We start from the raw sequence: 20,271 nt of genomic DNA on the forward strand, positions 1-20,271 counted from the left end.
GAACGCAGTTGGTGCGGTTCGAAGACTCACCGGCACCCTACGCCGTGATTCGCCAATCAACATTCAATTCAATTTAATGAACCAGAACTTACAGAGAGGAAAACAATGAAACGCGCTTGTCAATTGTTTTCAGTGTTCGCGATGCTTGCGGCGCTATGTTCAGCCGATGTGATGGCTCAACCTCCCGCAAAGATTACGATGCGGACTCAGTGGGCTGATAAAGTCACTCCAGAGAATGTCTGGAAGGAGTATCCTCGTCCTCAACTCAAACGTGAGGGGTGGCAGAATCTCAATGGTCACTGGGACTACGCGATCACCGACCAGAAGGTCAACGCGATGCCCAAAGCTGATGGAAAGATCCTCGTTCCGTTTGCTGTCGAAGCCCCGCTGTCTGGCGTGGAACGACGTTTCACACCTGAAAACGCACTCTGGTATTCTCGGACCTTCACGGCGAAGAAGTCGGACAAGCATCGACTTCTACTGAACTTCGAAGCCGTCGACTACAAAACCACTGTCTGGGTGAACGGCAAAGAAGTCGGCAGTCACGTCGGCGGGAACCTGCCATTCACGTTTGATATCACCGAGGCTGCCAAAGACGGCGAGAATACCGTCCAGTTGCGCGTCACGGATGCTACCGATATCCCTGATGCTTATCAGCTTCACGGCAAGCAACGTCTGAAAAATGAAGGGATCTGGTACACACCGGTGTCCGGAATCTGGCAGACCGTCTGGCTGGAGGAAGTCCCAGCGACTTACATTTCGTCACTCAAGATCGATACCAAAATCAATGGCGACGTGACGGTTGATGTCGTCACTGAAGGGGCTGCAGAGACGGCCAAAGTCGAAGTTTCTCTCGGCGGTCAAGTGGTTGCCAAAGGGGAAGGGAAGGGGAAAGTCGCGTTGAAGATCGCAGATCCGAAACTGTGGACGCCCGATACGCCGAATTTGTATGACCTGAAGGTCACGGTCGGCGACGACGTTGTGACTTCGTACCTGGGCGTTCGAGAAGTCGGTCGTGTCATTGATGCCAAAGGTCAACACCGCCTGACGCTCAACGGCAAGGAAATTTTCCACCTGGGGCCGCTGGATCAAGGCTGGTGGCCGGACGGGCTGTTGACTCCTCCGTCTGATGAGGCCATGCGTTATGACGTTGATTACCTCAAAGCCGCTGGTTTCAACACCATTCGTAAACACATCAAGGTCGAACCCCGTCGTTACTACGAATACTGCGACCGCGTCGGCATCATGCTGTGGCAGGATCAGGTCAGTTCGCTGTCTCACTCGCCAAAGTGGACACGTCTCGATGAGAACCCTGAAGATCCGACCTGGCCCAAGGAAGCTCATGCGCAGTACATGGCTGAGCTCAAGACCATGATGGATACGTTGCACAATCACCCAAGTATCGTTGTCTGGGTGCCATTCAACGAAGCCTGGGGACAACACCAGTCGGTGGAAGTCGGCAAATGGACCTCCAAGCACGATCCAACACGGATCGTCAACGTCGCGAGTGGCGGTAACTGGCATCCAGCAGGGGACATTGTCGACCACCACAACTACCCGCACCCAGGGTTTCCGTTTGCTCTCGATACAGGGAAGCGTTTCGACGATTACATCCTGGTCGAAGGAGAATTCGGCGGCCACGGCTTCCCGGTCGAAGGACACATCTGGAATCCGGAAATGCGCAACTGGGGCTATGGGAACCTGCCGAAGGATCTGAAGGAGTGGAACGCACGTTACACCCGTTCGATGGAAATGCTCGCAGCCCTGCGTAAACACGGCATCTCAGCGGGGATCTATACCCAGACGACTGACGTCGAAGGTGAGATCAACGGACTGTTGACTTATGATCGCAAGGTTCAGAAGGCCAAGCCGGAAGAACTCAAGAAGATCCACAAAGAGGCAGGTCTGCTCGATTGATCGACTGAAGAGTGACTGATTGCAGAAAGCCATGTCCGACAAATCGGGCATGGCTTTTTTTGTCGATTCGGGTCTGTTCAATTGACCGACACATGAGACTGATCCGCGAAGGCAGGATCAAGCTTGTTTTCCTGCTCGCCTTCTGATTGTGAAACCTGACCGCCCGGTTTGCGGTAAACAGAAGGATCGAATTTCTTGCGTTTCGGAGCCTCAGGCGAAGCGGGAGCAGTGGGAAGGACGCCGGGGGGTTGGCGAGAGCCTTCCGTTTCTTTGTGTCCTGCATGCTGAATTTCATCTCCCAGATCGACATCTGATTCGGAGCGGTTTTGGAGCTGTTTGAACTGATGCGACTCCCAATAGGAGACTTCCTGAGCAGTGATGTGACCTGTTCTCTGCGAGCCATCCAGGTTGTTTCCTGCGAGCATGGTGCCGTCGAAAATCTCTCCCGATTGAAACGGACCAGCGCCCATGACCCAGTATTCTCTGGCACGACTCAGGCCACGCTGTGGACCGGATTGCCAGATGGGCTCGCGGGAATGTTTGTCGTAAGCGAAGTATCCGACCTTCGCAGCGGCCAGATAATTGTTCTTTCTGGCGAACGAGATTTCGGGAACTGTGGGGATGGAGGGGACGCCGGTCAAAGCCGCTGAGGCGACTCCCAGGCTGTTGTTGGCAGGAATACCGTACGTCAATTCGTGAGCATTGTTCCCGATCGCCCCGATGCGAATTTCCAGGACGATGTCTGCATTTTCTTCCGAATCCTGCAGCAGACACCCAGCCGCGAGGAGTTGCTGACGTGTCCCACTGACAATGTAGTCTGCGTTGACGATGGTGACTGTCTTGATATTGCGAACGAACTGAGTATCGAGGAAGACTTTCTGGTTACGCATCGAACTGAAGTCAACCTTCGCGATCGCGCGGTCGACGGCGTCGGAGATCAGTAATTGCTCGGTCCCCGCCTGTTGCACGGTCTTCCCACAGCCGACGGTGCCAACCATCATGGCAGCGACAGCAGCGCGCAACGCGATCGACTTCCAGATCGGGTGACGTCGGCTTTGGTCGGTTGTTAGTAGCATAGGAATTCGAGAATGAGAGTCGTGAGGCCGGTGAAAAATATCACGTTCCACGGGTTCTCAGAATCTCATTCCGAATTGTCGAGAGAATCCATTAACGATCTTACAACAGTCATCGAATATGGATGACGTGAAATCGAGCTATGGACTTGGACCGTTGACGTCGACATGCAGCTGCAATCGTTTCAAAAGCGGAGGAACTTCGATCTCCAGTCCCGTCACCGGGAGATCCCAGTCAACTGGCTGCACGGTCTCCTCAACGATATCAAGCGATTCGTACTGGCCGTTGACGCCGGATCGTTCGCAGGTGAGGGTGTTCGGCGCATCGCCTTTGCGAGGGAACGTCAGGATCGTTTTGCCCTGCAGAGAGGGAGTCATGTGAGATTCGAAGTAGAATGGGCGATCTGGGTAGTCCAGTTCAAAGGTCAGCTGAGCCGCGTCAGTTGACTGTCGTTCGATTGATTTGAAGCGAATGTTGAAGTCCCCGTAACGGGCGACATGGGGGTGGCGACCCGTGCGCAGGAATCGCTGGAGCTGTTTGAGAGACTGAGGTGGCTTCAGGTCGGCATCAATTTTGCGCGGCTTGCTGAGGAGACACAGCGAAAGATCTCCTTGGATTTTGGAAGGGCCTTTTCTATCGAGGCTGAGGGGTTCCAGAACTTCGAGCGTGGCGGTTACGTGAGAGGGACCATTGGAAAGAAAGAGCGCATAACTAGCTGCTGGAGTTCTCGGTTCGAGTTTGACTCCGTCTGTGGTGATCTCGAACTGGCTAACTTTGTACTCCAGAAGAATCGGCGTCAGCCCAGGCGGAGGAATGAGTTTCAGCTCCTGCTGAAGTAGCACTGCGGGTGGTGTCTCGAGGGGTTTACGAGAGGCATGACCTGCAAAAATCAAGATCCCTTCGGATTCACTCAGCGCGCTGTCCGCGACGACGTCGTGATACCATTCGACCATCATTTCATCAGCACGACCGCTGACTGGAAAGTTCTCCGTCAATGGTCTGGCGAGCCTCTGGGGATCATTGCCTCGCTGAAGCAGAAGGTCGAGGCCATCGATCGTCTTCAGGGCATCCTTGACGTCACCATACGTTTTCAAGGGGCGTTCGAATGGCACCTTCGGCCACTGAAAATCGTCCCGCAGCGACTGACGTTCCTGCTCGCGTGTCGTGACGGAATCGCGTTCCTGGGCCAATGTGGGCCATGCAGAAAACATCATCGCCATGATCAGCAAGGATGTCTGAAGTGAGAAGGAGGGTGTCATGAAACACCTGTTGTGAGGGTTTTGACGGTTGCGTCGCGTTTCGTAACCGTTGACATGCCGTGTTCAGGACGAGTTGCGACGTCGCGGGACCCGTTCTGAACTACCTGTTAAGTATGGGGAACATCAGGTCATTTTGCGAAGCGCTCTTTCGCTCGGGGAAGGTCATCCTAATGAGTGGATTGACCATCGCCATTGTATGTTCAACAGCCTGCGCTCAACAGCCGTTGATTGAACTCTCGACCGAGAAACAGACAATTCAGGGGCGTAACCTGCTCCATGATGCGGAAACATGTTATCTGCAGCAGCGAGATGGTCGAATTCGTGAGGTCCTTCTGCAGGAGATCACATCGTTCCGAGAGGTCTCGCCGAGTTACGAACCATTCTCGACAATGGAGCTCAAATCGGAACTCCAGGAAGAATTCGGACGCGGTCGACAAGTCACCTTGAAAGGCGAGTTCGTCCTGATCAGCAGTTCGGAAAACAGTCGGCGTTATGCGGAACTATGTGACGAGACCTATCGCAGCTTTCAGCACTTTTTCACGATCCGGGGATTTGAGCTGGCAAAGCGTGAGTTCCCGCTCGTGGTCATCGTCTTCAGCGATATGCGCGAGTTCGCGACGTACTGCAAAGCAGACAAGGTTTCCTTCTCGCCTTTGCTGCGAGGCTATTATCATCCGCAGACTCACCGCGTCGCGCTGTACGAGCAGCAAGGGCTGACGAGTACCAGGGAACTCGAGAATACACTGGTTCACGAGGTGACTCACCAACTCTGCTTCGATGCGGGCTTGTACTCACGTCTGGGCGATAATCCCAAGTGGCTGGTGGAAGGCCTGGCGATGATCTTTGAAGGTCATCAGGCGAGATCGACGAGCATGAAGGCCTCGATCCTCAGCCGCGTGAATCCCGAGCGGATGATCTGGTTTGGCAAGTACGCAGAGGGCAATCGAACGGTCGGCCAGCTCGAGAACACGGTCGCTACGGACACACAGTTTGGAGCCTCCGTTTTGGATGCCTACAGCGAAGCCTGGGCATTGACGTTTTACCTGATGGAAACGCGTCGCGACCAGTTCGTCGCGTATCTCAAGCATGTCGCGAAGTCGTCCAATCAGAAAGAGTATTCAAGCGAAGAACGCCTGGCTGATTTCCAACAGTTCTTCGGCGACGACACCGCAAAGCTGGAAAGCGATTTTCTGCGGTTTATCGCGAAGCTGAATGAGTAGGGTCCGCTGTGCGGACCGTTAATCGGGCATCATTGTTTGATATCTGTTGAAGTCTTGGTTGACGCACCACGCAGGCTTTTATGCTCGCGCGAATTGATGGTCCGCACAGCGGACCCTACGGGGCGGGCATGTCTTTCAGTGAGAAGATCACGGCCGTTTTGTCGTGGCTGGCGGTGACCAGAGTTTTCTCATCTGGTGAAAGTGCGATCGCGACGACGGCATCTTCATGGGGCTCGACGGAGCCCAAGGCTTCGCCTTCGCTGATGCGCCAGATTTTGAACTCGAACAGTTTTTTGTATTGGCCGCCGCTGGCTGAGATCACGGTGTCGTTGTCGTTCAGGATGATCAGGTCGTTGACGGGACGAGGGTGACCCGCGAAGTAGCCGAGGGCCTTGTGAGTAGCGACATCGTAGACATGAATGCGTTCGTCGATGCTGCCGGTCAGAAGTTTGGCTCCATCGTGCGTAAAGCGGACGACGGTTGTCTGTTTTTTATGCGGCGTGAGATCCGCGATTTTCTCACGCGTTTCGAATGACCATAGCTGCACGAGACCTGGCGCGGTCGATGACGATTCGTCTCCGAGGCCAATTGCGAGCAGTTTGCCGTCGGGGCTGATGTCGACTGAGTAGCCGGGCTGGTCCAGTTTCTCGATCACGTGAATCTGACTGCCGCTTGCTAGATCCCAGATGCGGATGGTCTGGTCATTGCTGATCGAGATGAGTTGGGTCGAATCAGCGCTCAGGGTGAGATCATTGACCTCGCCGCGATGCCCTTTCCACTTGGAGATGACTTTGTGAGTTTCGGGGTCGATCACCAGAATGCGTTGGTGGCAGCCTGCGAAAAGCTTCTTGGTGTTGCGGTCGTAGCAGAGCGATTTGACCGGGCCGGCATCGTGCTTTATTTTTTTTACGAGCTTGCCATCAGCCGTGTAGAGACGAAGTTCGTCGAAGCTGCCGAGGGCGAACCGCGAATCGTCCAGCCAGCAGGCGGATGACACCCAGTCGTCGAACGCCAGTGGGCGACCGATGCGCTGCGGCTCATAAAGCTGACCGGGTAGCGCGGGCTTTCTCCCGCCCAGCTTATTCAAGCCCTCGGCTGCCTTCTCGAGATCCTGAGCGGCCAGGGGATGTAGGATGCACAAAAGCAGAAAGGTCAGAAGAAACGACTGTCGACGACGCATGTGGGAGAGCCTTCCTTGAACAGGGGACTCTCGAATTATGGACGGTCGGAGTGTTGAAAACCAGCAGGATTTACGACGCGTGTCGCAGACCGGTGCGCTGCATCAGCGATTCGCGTTCTTTCAGCAGAGGAATCACCTGGGCCATGATTCGGCTCATGTCGGCGATGATTCCGGATTCGAGTTCGTCCGTGCTGATCCCTTCGCAGGCGTGATAGCACGCATGGATGCGTCGCACGAGTTCCCGATTCTCTGGGGAATCAGCTCCGTGGAGCTCACCTTCCAGCGAGAGTACGAACTGCGGTGGTGTGGGCGACGACTCAGAGGTCATGGAGATATCCCTGTAAGAAAGAAATGACACTCGGGATATCGGACATCGCGGTTGGGTGACTGGACCGGTCGTAACGATTTTTCAAAAAATGCGGGTGAAACGCCTCATTTCCGTCAGATCGAAGATTGCGCGAAGAACCATGGTTACCCAAATTGCCAAGGACGTTCGGAGGCGATCTGCGCAGCAGCATACGCACAGGCGACTTCGGAAATCTTTGGACCAAGGAGAGTTGAAAGAGACAGGACTGTTGCCTCGCTCATCATGTCCAACAACTTCAGTGTCTCGTTAACAAAGAATTCACCTTCGCCACTGGTCATGATCAACGTCGGATGACCTTTTGATGCCATCACAAGTTTGAGGCTGTTAACGAGGCGAGCGGACATCCTCTGCTTCCATTGCCGGCAAAGATCGCGAGTCTGGCTCTCATCAATCATCGACGCGTCTCCGCAGACCATACGGGCCAGGCGTTGATGAGCATGATGTCGCGTGCGAGGCTGGCCATCAGCAGTGTCTCTCTGAACAGGAAACTCCGGGGTGTCGCCGTCGAAGAGAAACAGATCATCCGTCGTCGCGAAGAGTTCAGCCGCAGTGCCGGTTGACTGACCGTTGAGTTGAAGGGAATCACCAAGAGCCATCAGGGGAGTGCGGCGGACTCCGAGATAGAGTAGTTCGCTGGATTGGAGTCGCTCGACGTCGTTTGAGCCGACAGAGTCTGGCATGCCGTCCTGGATAGGAATGATGTCTGTCGTTGTGGAACCCATGTCGATGAGCAGACTCAAACCGGACGGGCAGACTCGTCCCGCCCAGGTGGCTTGGAGATGCCAATTTGCAGCCGCAGTCAGGATGGGAAATTCGATCGCCGTTTCTGCATCGACGAATTCGCCGGACGTCTGCCAATAGCTGGCAGACAGACCTGCGTGTCTGGAAATGGCGACCTCGACCGACTGAACAATCGAGCGAACTCCGTCAGCCTTTGTCGCGAAACAGTCGGCGAGTTCCCCGGTCATCGTGACAGCGAGATTCGAGACGTCGGGAAACTGACTGATTAACGCGAGCAAAGCGTCTGATAACCCCTCAGGATTTTTCCACAGTGGGTAACCCAACGAGACAGACTGTCCGTTGAGATCGCAGGCTTTGATGTTCGCGCCACCGATATCGAGGCCGAGGATGTTGGACATGGTGGATTTCAGGTGAGTCGCAGTTGGATGGTTTGATCAAGCCAGCGTATCGGCTGTAAAGACGTTGTGCGGAGAAGTCTGGCGAGGAGATTCTCATCTGTAAGTTGGCGGTAAGCCAGATAGCTCGTGGTCAAACGAGGATTGACTTCGACAAGCAGGAGTTCGTCGTCTGATTGGACATAGAGAAGATCGATTCCCAGGTACCCGGTCATCAAAGGCAAAGGGCGTAACAGTTGTCTTACGATCGCTTCGACGCGCTCTTGCAACTCAGGGAAAACCGGAAGATCGCTGCCGATGTATTTGAACGATTGGCTGTCCGATAAAACTTGTCGTGACAGCGGCAGGATATCGATCTGGTCACCTCGGGCGATGAGACCGACAGACAGTGACTCGCCTTCGACGCAGGGTTGTAGAAGCATTGGGCCGAAGTCTGATGTCATCCTGGCCGTTTTTGCTTCCTCATGGGCGAGACGATTCGTCTCGACAGAACCTGCGCCGAAACGGGGTTTGTGGACGAAGAAGGAACTGCTCAAACACGTCGCGAATGACTCGTACGTCGGGATTGTCGGAATGCCGTGACTCCTGCAGTGCTCATAAGTCGCGAGTTTATCGCTGAAGAGTTCGACGATGATTGAAGGGACGCCAAGCAGTCGCCTGCCCGAGGTTTCGACTTGAGAAGAGCGATCTTTCAGCAGCCCGTGGAATTCCGGTGCAATCACAAAGGATGCATCCGCTGTCGTGACCAGTTTGTTGAAGGCAGCGGATTCTTCCTCGGCGGAATGCGTGACTTCAACTTGGATATCCGTCATGGGAAACGGCCCCAGTCGATGGTCCCAGGTTGTCCAGACCTCGACGCCCTGGCATTTTGAGAAGTCTTCGATGGTCGCCAGCAGCATGCCCTTGGCTTCGTTCAGCAATCCCGCATCATCGAGCGGGTGAGTCCAGGCACCGCTGCAGAGATACTCGCTGATGAAGATGTTCATAGAGATGTCAGACGCGGGGAGCTTTTCAAATGTGTGCCACGGCTGTGCCATCGCGCAATGAGCGTCCACTTACACGGCTGACACAGCCGTGGCATACCGGAATGTTTACGACGGTTGTTGTTTTGCCTGTTTAGCGGCCTGGATCTGCTGACGTCGTTCGACAACGCGTGGGGTGGTCGGGTTGTTGAGTTCATCTTCGCGGATCAGAAGGTCATCCAGGATGACGCCCTGTTGGACAGTCTGTTCCAGAATGCGTGGGACATCCGTTGGCTGGACGTTGCCGTAGAAAATCCCTTGTGGGTAGATCGCGATAACGGGGCCGAGCTCGCATTGTTCCAGACAGCCAGCGCCGTTGGCTCGAACTAGCGGGCCCAGTTTGCGGGTTTTGATTTCGTTTTTGAAAGCTTCGCGAAGCTTGTTGGAGCCTTCCGGATCGCAACTGCCGCGGGGGTGATCACAGGCTCGCTGATTGCCACAAATGAAGATATGATGCGTAAAGGCGGGCATTGATTTGTCCTTGTTGAATTTGCGTCATGCTAATTCAGGTAGAGTAGAAACTCAATTCGCGGATGTGACTGATGTTTGTGAAGTTGTGTGGAATCAAGGATCTCGCGACTGCGGAGTCGATCTTCGCGTTACGGCCGGATGCGATCGGGCTCAATTTTTATGCTGGTTCGTCACGTTGTGTCAGTTTGGAAGTTGCTAAAGAGATCTGTGAAGCGTGTCCACCTGCGATCGAGCCGATTGGCGTGTTTGTGAATCATACGGAGCAGGAAATCAGCGAGATCTGCAATGCAACCGGTATTCGTTGCATCCAGTTGCATGGCGATGAAGTTCTCGACGAATATCAGTCGCTGGTGGAATTGTACCGTTATAATGTCATTCTGGTTTGCCGCCTGACGTCGGATGATCGATCACTGGAGAAAGTTCGGGCCCGAATCGCTGAATCACTGGCCGCAGGGTTCGAGGTTCGAGCGGTCTTGCTCGATGCCTGTACTCCTGGTCAATTCGGCGGAACGGGGGAAGCCGTTCGCTGGGATCTTGTTGCCCAGGATTACGACAAGAAGACGATGCCTCCGTTGATCTTGGCGGGGGGATTGAATCCTGATAACGTCGCTGAAGCCGTCCGACTGACACGTCCCTGGGGCGTCGATGTCGCGAGTGGTGTTGAGTCTTCGAAGGGTGTTAAAGACATCGAGAAATGCCGACGGTTTTTGAGTCAGGCGAGATTAGTTCCTTAGTCAGCGGATTTGGTGCGGTTCGAAGACTCACCAGCACCCTACATACATTATGAGAATTCCCACCTCCGTATCACAGAAGCGACCTGCGATCAGCAAAAGCGGCGTGCTGACGCCGATGATCGATGTTGTCTTTCTGTTGTTGATTTTCTTTGTCTGTGCCTCATCCGGGCAGATGCGGGAAGCGATCCTGCCATCCGTCTTCGAATCGGGAACAACGTCGATCGCTGCGGCTCCTCAAGAGCCTGCAAAAGATGTCAAAGAACTCTGGATCGAAATCGTTGTGTCGCCTGAGAATCCAGAACAGATTGAATATGTCATCAATCGCCAGAAGGTCAATTTCGAGGGTTTGAATGCAACCCTGAAACTCGTTGGTGAATCGGCGATCAATCCGGTCGTTATTCTGAAACCATCTCCGAACGTCGAATCGCAGACCCTTGTCGATGTGATCGATGCCTGTGAAGCGGCTGGTTTTCCAGACATTAATTTTGCCCGCTCCTCCAATTCGTCAGGAAAATAGATCTCGTGCTGCTGTTTGATTCGCATACACATCTGGATGAAGAGTCGCTGCTGGTCGAAGTCGAAGACATCGTCAAGACGGCTGAGGAAACCGGGCTGGTCGGCATGTTGACGATCGGGACGACGCTGGCCAGCTGCCAGAACGCGATTGAACTCGCTGGGCGATTTCCGATCGTGCACGCTGCTGTCGGCTTGCACCCCAACTATGTGACGCAGGCGAATCCGGGCGACTGGAAGGAGATCGTGGAACTGGTCTCTCATCCACAGGTCGTCGCGATTGGTGAAACCGGGCTCGATAAATACTGGGACTTCGCCCCCTTGGAAGCGCAGCGTGATTACTTCATGCGCCACCTGGAGCTCTCGCGTGCGACCGGCAAGCCATTCATCGTTCACTGTCGGGATGCAGAGGACGAAGTCGTCGAGATGCTGGCCGATGACGTGAAGAAGGGGCCACTGAATGGAGTCATGCACTCGTTCTGCGGGTCGGAGGACATGGCGAAGAAGTGTCTGGAATGGGGCATGATGATCTCGTTTTCCGGGATGCTGACTTATAAGAAGAATGAGTCACTGCGAGCGATCGCGAAGACGATTCCGCTTGATCGTCTGCTTGTGGAAACCGATGCGCCTTATCTTGCTCCCCTTCCTTACCGCGGCAAACGCAATCAGCCGGCTTACGTGGCTGAGACTTGTAAAGTCCTTGCAGAAGTCCATGGTCTGTCTGCCGAAGAAATGTCACGTCAAACGACCGAGAATGCTCGACGCTGGTTGAAGTTGCCAGTGACATGATGGCTTTGGTCTGTGACTTTGATTTCGCTCATTCGCTGGTTGCCGAACGTGGTTGATCGGGGTATAGTCAAATTTGTCTTGCGCTCATGACTGACAGGGGACGACTTCGGACGCGAAAGGATTTCGATGACGAGATTGGGCTGGCTCAAACACGCCTTCGCTGTCGATGCGTCGACAGATGAGGCCGTTTCAGACGAGACCAGCGCCCTTCTTGATCGCGTCGTGGATGAAGTCAAACGTCGTCGCCTGGAACTGCCGGCTCTCATGGTTCTCGAGATGAGCCGTCCGCTGAATAACCTCTCTGCACAAGTGCTGCATTTCTTTCATCCGATTGCTTCCTGCCTGTTCCGCCCTCGCGATCTCAGGCTCTGGGCAGCCTTTCTTGAGCGATCGGATTCTGTGAATGTGTTGATCGCACGATTGGAAAAGAGTCCGCGCGATCAGTCGGTCAGCCCTTCGTCATCCTCGCCAGAACGTCCTGTCTGAAAAGCCCTCCATGTCACACAACCAGTCGTCGCACTCACACATAACGCACAAGGCTCTTGATCTCGATAAGATCAACGTCATTCTGGCGACCGATTGTGGCAGCACGACGACCAAGGCCATTCTAATCGAAAAGATCGACGGCCACTACCGTCAGACGCACCGCGGCGAAGCTCCGACGACTGTCGAAAAACCAGTCGCGGACGTGACGGTCGGGGTGACCAATGCCGTGACAGAAGTCGGCGAACTGGCGGGTCGCAAGTTCGTTGATGACAACGGCGAAATCATTCGTCCGGCTAACGGAAACGTCGGTTGTGACATCTACATCTCGACCTCCTCGGCTGGTGGCGGACTGCAGATGCTGGTGGCCGGTGTCGTCAAAGAAATGTCAGCCGCGAGTGCAACGCGCGCCGCATTGGGAGCCGGTGCGATCGTCATGGAGACGCTGTCTTCGAATGACAAACGCAAGCCTTACGAACAGATCCAGCGGATCCGTGAGCTTCGTCCCGACATGATTCTTCTGGCCGGCGGAACCGATGGGGGAACTAAGAAGCACGTCGTCGGCCTTGCGGAAATCATTGCTCCCGCCAAGCCACTGCCGCGATTTGGTAGTGAATACCGTATGCCGGTGATCTATGCAGGGAATAAAGAAGCCGCGGAACTGGTGCAGGATGTCTTCAAAGATGAAGTCGAGCTGAAGATCGTCGACAATGTGCGTCCTGTCATGGAAAGCGAGTATCTTTCCCCGGCGCGAGATTCAATTCACGACCTGTTCCTCGAACACGTCATGGCCCATGCTCCCGGGTACGACAAGCTGATTTCCTGGGCGGATGCGCCGATCATGCCCACGCCCGGGGCGGTGGGCGATATCCTCAAGATGATCGCGGATCGTGACAGCATTAACGCCGTCGGGGTTGATATCGGCGGTGCGACGACGGACGTCTTCTCCGTCTTCGATGGCGTCTTCAACAGAACGGTCTCCGCGAACCTCGGGATGAGCTATTCGATCTCAAACGTCTGCACGGAAGCAACCATGGCGAAGGTACTTCGCTGGGTTCACTTCGATATGGATGAGCGCGAGCTGCGAAACCGCGTGAAGAACAAAATGATTCGTCCCACGACGATTCCGCAGACACGCGAAGCGCTCGTCTTCGAGCAAGCGGTCTCACGAGAAGCTCTCCGACTTGCGTATCAGCAGCACAAGGAATTCGCGACGACTCTCAAAGGGGTCCAGCAGCAGCGAACCGTCGGCGATGTTTTCAGCCAGCAGACAGGCGGGAATACGATTGTCAACAATATGACACTCAACCTGCTCGTGGCGTCCGGAGGAGTTCTGTCACATGCCCCGAACATGAATCAGACGTCGATGATGCTGATCGACGCCTTCGAGCCGGAAGGGTTTACGACGCTCGCCAAGGACAGCATTTTCATGATGCCACACCTGGGCGTGCTCGCATCGGTCCACCCGCAGGCGGCTCTCGAAGTTTTCGAGAAGGACTGTCTGATTTACCTGGGAACCTGCGTCGCGGTGAAAGGGCTCACCAAGCTCGGCGAAGTCGCGATGCGTTACACCGTTCGTGGCAAAGGACTTGATCTGAGCGGCTCCCTGAGCGGCGGTGAGCTCAAACTCATTCCGTTGGGGGAAGGCGAAACAGCAACGGTTCTCGTCGAGCCAACCGGACGTCTCGATATCGGCGCAGGTCCAGGTCGTCCGCTCGAAAAAGAAGTCCGTGGCGGAACGACAGGCCTGATCCTTGATGCCCGCTCTCGTCCTCTCCTCCTCCCAGATGATCGTCTCCAGGGACAGAAGATGATCAAACAATGGGTCGAGACGATGGAGCTTTACCCGAATTAATCAAAGCCCCTTTTTTCACCACAGAGAACACAGGGTTACACAGAGGCTCACGGAGGTGAGAACATGTGATTCTTCTCTGTGAGACTCCGTGTTCCTCTGTGTCCTCCGTGGTAAAATCTTCTCGTAGAAATCATTGAATGGCTGTCGCGTATACACCTGGATTGAAAGTCTCGCCTCAGACGCAGTTGCGGATTCGTCGCAGTCTGCCGATCTCAGGTGAGGTGAAGGTCAGCATCGGGCAGAAGGTTCAGCCTCAGCAGGTCGTCGCCGAGACCTTGCTGCCGGGGAACGTCTACCCCCTCAACATTTCCAAGATGCTTTCGATTCCACCAGCAGAAGTTCCTGGTGCATTACTCAAAAAGCAGGGCGACTATGTCAAAGTCGGCGAGACGCTGGCTCGCAGCAAAGGGATCTTCGGCTTCTTTAAAAACGAACTGGCATCCAAGTATGAGGGCCAGATCGAATCGATCTCCAAGGTCACCGGTCAGGTCATCCTGCGTGGCGAACCGCTGCCCGTTCAGGTGAAGGCCTTTTTGAATGGGACAATCGTCGAAGTCATCCCCAATGAAGGAGTCGTGATTGAAGCAGAGACAACGTTCATTCAGGGCATCTTTGGCGTCGGCGGCGAGACGTATGGTCACATCAAGATCGCGACGAAGTCAGCCGAGGAAGCGTTGACTCCCGACTTGCTCGATGAATCGATGCGCGGCAAAATCGTCATCGGCGGTGGTCGGATGACTTATGAAGCGGTCTATCGCGCGATTGATCTGGGGATCGCTGCACTGGTCTGTGGCGGGATCGATGATCAGGATCTCAAAGCGATTCTCGGCTACGACCTCGGTGTCGCTGTAACAGGCTCGGAAAAGATTGGCATCACGCTGATTATCACGGAAGGCTTTGGCGATATCACCATGGCCAGGCGGACCTACGAGCTTCTCAAGTCTCGCGAAGGAGCAGACGCCGCAGTCAATGGAGCAACCCAGATTCGCGCAGGGGTGATGCGACCGGAAATCGTCATCCCGATTGATCCAAAACACGTCAGTAAAAACGCGATTGAAGATACCTCTGCAGGCGGAGGAGTCATGGAAGTCGGTGTTTCCGTGCGGGTGATTCGCGATCCCTACTTCGGCATCCTCGGCAAAGTGAAAGCCTTGCCGCATGAGCCGGTGGTACTTGAATCGGGTTCTCATGCCCGTATTCTGCAGGTCGAAACGCTCGATGGCAAAGTCCTGACAGTCCCCCGCGCCAACGTCGAATTGATCACGAGGTAATCATGAAGCAGACTATGAAAACTCTCGTCAATAGTCGATGGACGTGGATGATGCTGTGTGTCGTGATGGCATGGAATGCAGTCACGGTGTCAGCTGCCCCGCCCGCTCCGCCGTCTGATATTCAAGTGAAGGATTACCCGCTGGATGACGGGACGGCAGTCAAAGTCATCTTCAAACGCTCTCCAGATGATACGGGAGCCGAAGAAACGACCTTCACGGGTTACTCGATCCGTACGTCGTCAGAAGTGAACGGCTTTTTCAAAGAAGCCCTCGAAGTGAAAAAGGCCGCCGATGCAACCGAAGCCGCCGAAGTTGTCGACGCTCGTGTCACCGGCTTAAAAGAAGGCGAACCCATTTTCGTTCGCGTGTATGCCGTGGCCGACGATGATGAGACGTCAACGCCCATTCAGACCACCGAATCGATCACTCCCGTCATGGCATGGTTTGACTTTCATCAGATCCGCTTGCTGATCCTCGTGATTGTCATCTGCAGTGCCGTCATCCTCTTTATCGAACTGGCACGTCGCGGCTATCCGATGACCGTCCGCAAAGTCGCCGGTCTGGAAGCGATCGATGAAGCAGTCGGACGCGCCACAGAGATGGGGAAGAAGAACCTGTTCATCCCCGGCGTGCAGGACATCAACGATATTCAGACGGTCGCTGGTCTGAACATTCTGGCCCGGATCTCGCGCACTGTCGCTGACTTTGACTCGGAGATCGAAGTCCCGACGTGCCGCTCTCTGGTCATGACGGCAGCCAGTGAGACGATCGAAGGGGCGTTCCTGGCTGCGGGACGCCCGGATGCCTTCGATCCCAAGTCAATCTATTACGTGACTGACGAACAATTTGGTTACGTGGCCTATGTGACTGGCTGGATGGTTCGTGAAAAGCCAGCGGCGTGTTTCTACTTTGGAGCATTCTTTGCGGAGTCGTTGATTCTCGCAGAGACGGGGAACTCCGTCGGAGCGATCCAGATCGCGGGGACGGCACAGCCATCGCAGCTGCCGTTCTTCGTCGCGGCTTGTGATTACACGCTGATCGGAGAAGAGATGTTTGCTGCATCGGCTTACTTGTCCGGGTCTCCCGAGGAGTTGGGGAGTCTTAAAGGGCAGGACATGGGGAAAGTCGTCGCAGCGGTCTGCATCCTTGTGGGTTGCTTGCTTGCCTTCTTCTCGCCAGACCTGATGAAACTCATCTTCGAAGAGACAGCTCTGTAGAAGATCGACGGTAACAAAAAGTAATTGTGAATCCCCAAGTTCGGAATTCCTGACAGATCTCTCCTCTGGAGTGTTTTGATATGAAGCGGACAATCCCGCTGTTGATTACGGCGGTCGGCGGTATCCTGCTGATTGTCGCCACCTTTATCCCAGCCACGAAGGACTGGGGTGAGAAGGCGACGATCTGGTTCGATATCCTCGCCGGGATCGCGTTTATTCTTGGTGGCGTCAACTTGTTGATGATCCATCTGGGCAAGGTGAGTGATCGCAAGAAAGGCTGGGCCTACTCGCTGATCACGCTGCTGTCGTTCCTGACGATGCTGTTCGCCGGGTTGTTCAAGATCGGTTCGCCCCCTGCGCCTGACCAGGAGTTCTACGGCGAGTCGTTCGCGCCACTGACCATCGCGCAACTCCCTGAATCTGCGACGTTCACGATACCGGGCGAAATCCCTGCGACAATCACGGACCACATCGAACTCCCGGCTTCTGTACGAACACAAATGACGGTCGCCGATGGAACGATCACATTTCGTGGCTGGATGAGTCCAAATCAGTTGAATGACCTGATCGACTTTTCAGACAACCTCAAGTGGCGTGCCACGATGGAGGCGCTCGCGGAGAAAGCCAAACCACAAGTGGCGCTATCCGGTTCACTCGACTGGTACAGCGACCACCGGGCACTCAGCTATGGCGGCGTGATGACGCCAGAAGATCGAACGAGCCTCGAGCAGATGGGATCCGATGCCCCCTGGAAAGCAGCCATCGATCAACTCGATACGCTGACGAATAAAAAAGTCAGTCTGAAGGTGAAGCCAGAAGACGTCCCGCCTGCATTCATCAACGGCGACAAGCCAGCGACCGTCACCTATGAATCTTCCGGTCAGTTGACTGCGACGGGAGATATGACGACAGGGACTCGCGATACCCTCAAGTCGGTCTTCCCGGTCGTTCGACCGATGACACCAGAACAGCAGCAAGCCTACTGGCAGTCTCTCGTGGACGCAGGTGAGAAACCTTTGGACGACGACGCCCGCGAGACCTTCGTCGGCATCCTCGATACGCTGTGGACCAAACAGCAACTCGTTGACATTATCAACGCAGCAGGAATCGCCAAGCCGGGAACGAAGTCCTGGACGCAACTCTATGAAGAACAACAAGCAGGCGTAGCCGATCTCAATCCAGAGATCCCTGCCGGCGAGAGTGTGACTCTCAATGACGCGCAGTTACAGGCGATCGATGCATACATCGCTGACCCGCAACAAAGAATCAGCCAACTCGTTACCAACCTGAAAGCTGCGGGAACTTTGACTGGTGGTCAACAGACGGCGTTGGCCAAGTACCTGTCGAGTCAGCCGACGAGTGGTCGACTGGGGCGTGACCTGACACAGACGTTGTTGGACAAGAATGTCTCGCTTGAGCAGGCTCAGCTGGAATTGCTGCTCGGGCCTTATCGAAGTGAAATGGTCTGGGCACGGATCGTCGAACGCCTCTTCATCGCCTCGCACGTCGTCAAGTACCCTTACTCAGGCGAGTACAATGCAACAGGCACGCCGTTCTGGTGGATGTACGAGTACATCATGCAGCCTCTGATGGCGACGGTGTTCGCGCTGCTGGCGTTTTACGTCGCGTCTGCGGCGTTTCGTGCATTTCGGGTTAAGAACGTCGAGGCATCGCTGCTGTTGGGAACGGCATTTATCATTCTCTTGGGACGAACCTTCGCAGGTGTCTGGCTGACAAGCTGGATTGATCCTGCAGGGCCGTTCTCTGGTTTTCGTATTGAGAATATGACCGTCTGGATCATGTCGGTCATCAATACAGCCGGTAACCGGGCGATCTTTATTGGGATCGCGCTCGGGATTATTTCGACGTCGGTCAAAGTTCTGCTGGGGGTCGATCGTTCCTACCTTGGCAGTGATGACTGATTCTCGTTGTCTGCAACTTCTCTGTTCTTTGCATCCATCTTTGAGTACCCACTCATGATTGATTTTCTCGATAAACTTGATCGACGCTGGATCTTCCTGGCCATGGGATTATCCGTGTTGATCCCCATTCTGATGAAGCTTCAGTTTCCCGAGACAGCGACTGCCCAGTCGCAGGCTGTTTTTGAAGAGATTGAAAAGCTGAAGGAAGGCGATCCCGTTCTCATGGCCTGGGACTGGGACCCTGCCTCGGCGGGGGAACTCGAGCCGATGGCGAAATCATTCGTCCTGCATTGTGCATCCAAGAAACTGAAGATGTACTTCCTGGCGATCTACCCGCTCGGCAATCAGATGGCAGACAATGACATCGCCGATGTCATCAAGGTCGATTTCCCGGACCTCAAATACGGCGAAGACTATGTCAACCTCGGGTACAAGCCCGGCTACGAAGGGGTGATCAAGGTCATCGTCAATAACCTGCGCGAACTCTATCCGACTGATTCACGCGGAACCAACCTCGATCAGATCCCGATGTGTCGCAACGTCAACAGCGTTCAGGACATGAAGCTGATCATCAATGTTTCGTCCGGCTATCCGGGGATCAAGGAATGGGTGCAATATGCTTCGACCCCCTACAAGCACAAGTTCAAGCTGGTCGGCGGTTGCACGGGAGTCCAAGCCTCGTTGATGTATCCTTACATTCCTCAACAGCTCGCCGGGCAACTCGGAGCCATCAAAGGGGCAGCGGAGTATGAAAGCTTGGTGACCGAAAAATATGCTCCTGATTCGAAACGTGAAGTCTACAAAGAAGGCCGACGTCGCATGGGACCGCAGTTGATTGCCCACATGCTGATGATCGGGCTGATCATTCTTGGAAATATCGTGTACTTTGCCCAACGATCGCGAGGTGCAGCATGACGACAACTCCTCGTCCTGATACGAATCAGAATCTCAAGACGTTCGAAAAGCGAGTCTGGCTGGCGGTGATTCTGATCATCGGCATCGTCCTGATGACCCGCTTCTTCACTGTCAAGGAAATGGGACGCTACTACGCCGTCGACACCGGCAGCGGTCTGGAAGCAGCCACAGCAGTCGATAAGGAGGCTGGGGTCGCGTTCGTTGATGTTGATCGTTCGATCGGCATCTGGATTTCGGCTTTGATGACGATTGGGATCTTCTCGTTTCTCTATAAAGACAATCCTTATTACAAGGTCTGCGAAGCTCTCTTCATCGGGATCTCGGCCGCCTACTGGATGGTTCTCTCGTTCTGGACAACCATTATTCCCAACCTGTTTGGAAAGCTGTTCCCCACCTGGACGCAGTCCTGGGCGATTCCCGGACTGCCGACCGCTCATGAACATGACTGGTGGCTTTACTTCGTGCCGCTGATTCTCGGGATCATGCTGCTGATGCGGTTGTTTCCCAAATACGGCTGGATGGCTCGCTGGCCTCTGGCATTCATCATCGGAACGACAGCCGGTTTACGTCTGATTGGATTTCTGGAAGCCGACTTCTGGGGCCAGATCATCAACACGATCAATTCCTTCCCAAGTTACGCCTCCATGAGCGAAGCCGTCAGCCAGGGGAATTACAGCCAGCTGTTTAAGCTGTCTGATGCGATCATCGTGGTCGTGAGCATTTTCGCCTGTCTGGTTTACTTCTTCTTCTCGATCGAACATAAAGGTGCCGTTGCGAAAGTCGCCAGACTCGGGATCTTCGTCTTGATGGTGACCTTCGGCGCGGGCTTCGGCTTTACCGTCATGGGACGGATCGCGTTGCTGGCGATTCGACTCGAGTTTCTCATTTACGATTGGCTGGCGCTCGATATCGTCGGCGGATGATGA

General features: G+C 54.6%; 19 protein-coding genes. 12 read left to right on the forward strand and 7 right to left on the reverse strand.

The window, feature by feature from the left end:
• The first annotated feature begins 198 nt into the window (after window positions 1-198).
• Window positions 199-1,917 carry a glycoside hydrolase family 2 protein gene (locus SH248x_RS00875; RefSeq protein ID WP_459556622.1) on the forward strand — a complete coding sequence of 573 codons (1,719 nt, stop codon included), beginning with the start codon at window positions 199-201 and terminating at the stop codon, window positions 1,915-1,917.
• A 77-nt stretch (window positions 1,918-1,994) separates the two neighbouring features.
• Here the strand turns inward: SH248x_RS00875 and SH248x_RS00880 are convergent, their stop codons facing one another.
• Complete coding sequence (locus tag SH248x_RS00880) at window positions 1,995-2,993, reverse strand: DUF6655 family protein (RefSeq protein ID WP_459556623.1); 999 nt, start codon at window positions 2,991-2,993, stop codon at window positions 1,995-1,997.
• Between the two features lie 138 nt (window positions 2,994-3,131).
• Window positions 3,132-4,250, reverse strand: a complete 1,119-nt coding sequence (locus tag SH248x_RS00885; protein WP_459556624.1) for a hypothetical protein — start codon at window positions 4,248-4,250, stop codon at window positions 3,132-3,134.
• Between the two features lie 170 nt (window positions 4,251-4,420).
• Between SH248x_RS00885 and SH248x_RS00890 the strand changes: the two genes are divergently transcribed.
• On the forward strand, window positions 4,421-5,470 hold the full coding sequence (locus tag SH248x_RS00890; protein ID WP_459556625.1) for a DUF1570 domain-containing protein: 1,050 nt from the start codon (window positions 4,421-4,423) through the stop codon (window positions 5,468-5,470).
• 115 nt (window positions 5,471-5,585) lie between these two features.
• Here the strand turns inward: SH248x_RS00890 and SH248x_RS00895 are convergent, their stop codons facing one another.
• The 5 genes from SH248x_RS00895 to SH248x_RS00915 form a co-directional block, all read right to left on the reverse strand.
• Window positions 5,586-6,650, reverse strand: a complete 1,065-nt coding sequence (locus tag SH248x_RS00895; protein WP_459556626.1) for a WD40 repeat domain-containing protein — start codon at window positions 6,648-6,650, stop codon at window positions 5,586-5,588.
• 70 nt (window positions 6,651-6,720) lie between these two features.
• Window positions 6,721-6,978 carry a hypothetical protein gene (locus SH248x_RS00900; protein ID WP_459556627.1) on the reverse strand — a complete coding sequence of 86 codons (258 nt, stop codon included), beginning with the start codon at window positions 6,976-6,978 and terminating at the stop codon, window positions 6,721-6,723.
• A gap of 143 nt (window positions 6,979-7,121) precedes the next feature.
• The gene (locus tag SH248x_RS00905; RefSeq protein ID WP_459556628.1) at window positions 7,122-8,156 is read right to left on the reverse strand and encodes a hydantoinase/oxoprolinase family protein; all 1,035 of its coding nucleotides are present in this window, start codon (window positions 8,154-8,156) and stop codon (window positions 7,122-7,124) included.
• Between the two features lie 8 nt (window positions 8,157-8,164).
• Window positions 8,165-9,139, reverse strand: coding sequence for an ATP-grasp domain-containing protein (locus tag SH248x_RS00910; RefSeq protein ID WP_459556629.1), 975 nt, complete (start codon window positions 9,137-9,139; stop codon window positions 8,165-8,167).
• A gap of 105 nt (window positions 9,140-9,244) precedes the next feature.
• Window positions 9,245-9,646, reverse strand: a complete 402-nt coding sequence (locus SH248x_RS00915) for a (2Fe-2S) ferredoxin domain-containing protein (RefSeq protein WP_459556630.1) — start codon at window positions 9,644-9,646, stop codon at window positions 9,245-9,247.
• A 71-nt stretch (window positions 9,647-9,717) separates the two neighbouring features.
• On the opposite strand from SH248x_RS00915, the gene SH248x_RS00920 reads away from it, so the two are divergent.
• The 10 genes from SH248x_RS00920 to SH248x_RS00965 all read left to right on the forward strand — a co-directional run bounded on the left by SH248x_RS00920 (window position 9,718) and on the right by SH248x_RS00965 (window position 20,268).
• Window positions 9,718-10,380, forward strand: a complete 663-nt coding sequence (locus SH248x_RS00920) for a phosphoribosylanthranilate isomerase (RefSeq protein ID WP_459556631.1) — start codon at window positions 9,718-9,720, stop codon at window positions 10,378-10,380.
• 49 nt (window positions 10,381-10,429) lie between these two features.
• Complete coding sequence (locus SH248x_RS00925) at window positions 10,430-10,897, forward strand: ExbD/TolR family protein (protein ID WP_459556632.1); 468 nt, start codon at window positions 10,430-10,432, stop codon at window positions 10,895-10,897.
• 5 nt (window positions 10,898-10,902) lie between these two features.
• Window positions 10,903-11,682 carry a TatD family hydrolase gene (locus SH248x_RS00930; RefSeq protein WP_459556633.1) on the forward strand — a complete coding sequence of 260 codons (780 nt, stop codon included), beginning with the start codon at window positions 10,903-10,905 and terminating at the stop codon, window positions 11,680-11,682.
• Between the two features lie 126 nt (window positions 11,683-11,808).
• Window positions 11,809-12,168 carry a hypothetical protein gene (locus tag SH248x_RS00935; protein WP_459556634.1) on the forward strand — a complete coding sequence of 120 codons (360 nt, stop codon included), beginning with the start codon at window positions 11,809-11,811 and terminating at the stop codon, window positions 12,166-12,168.
• A 10-nt stretch (window positions 12,169-12,178) separates the two neighbouring features.
• A complete protein-coding gene (locus SH248x_RS00940; RefSeq protein ID WP_459556635.1) occupies window positions 12,179-14,020 on the forward strand; it encodes a glutamate mutase L in 1,842 nt (613 codons plus the stop codon).
• Window positions 14,021-14,157: 137 nt separating this feature from the next.
• A complete protein-coding gene (locus SH248x_RS00945) occupies window positions 14,158-15,291 on the forward strand; it encodes a hypothetical protein (RefSeq protein WP_459556636.1) in 1,134 nt (377 codons plus the stop codon).
• Window positions 15,292-15,293: 2 nt separating this feature from the next.
• Complete coding sequence (locus SH248x_RS00950; protein WP_459556637.1) at window positions 15,294-16,508, forward strand: DUF6754 domain-containing protein; 1,215 nt, start codon at window positions 15,294-15,296, stop codon at window positions 16,506-16,508.
• An 80-nt stretch (window positions 16,509-16,588) separates the two neighbouring features.
• Window positions 16,589-18,430 (forward strand): hypothetical protein, encoded by a 1,842-nt coding sequence (locus SH248x_RS00955; RefSeq protein WP_459556638.1) that lies wholly within the window; start codon window positions 16,589-16,591, stop codon window positions 18,428-18,430.
• A 54-nt stretch (window positions 18,431-18,484) separates the two neighbouring features.
• Complete coding sequence (locus SH248x_RS00960; protein ID WP_459556639.1) at window positions 18,485-19,345, forward strand: hypothetical protein; 861 nt, start codon at window positions 18,485-18,487, stop codon at window positions 19,343-19,345.
• Window positions 19,342-20,268 (forward strand): hypothetical protein, encoded by a 927-nt coding sequence (locus SH248x_RS00965; RefSeq protein ID WP_459556640.1) that lies wholly within the window; start codon window positions 19,342-19,344, stop codon window positions 20,266-20,268. The genes SH248x_RS00960 and SH248x_RS00965 overlap by 4 nt, the downstream gene beginning before the upstream one ends.
• Window positions 20,269-20,271: the final 3 nt, after the last annotated feature.

This window comes from Lacunimicrobium album, from assembly GCF_052161635.1.
Classification (GTDB): domain Bacteria; phylum Planctomycetota; class Planctomycetia; order Planctomycetales; family Planctomycetaceae; genus SXPC01.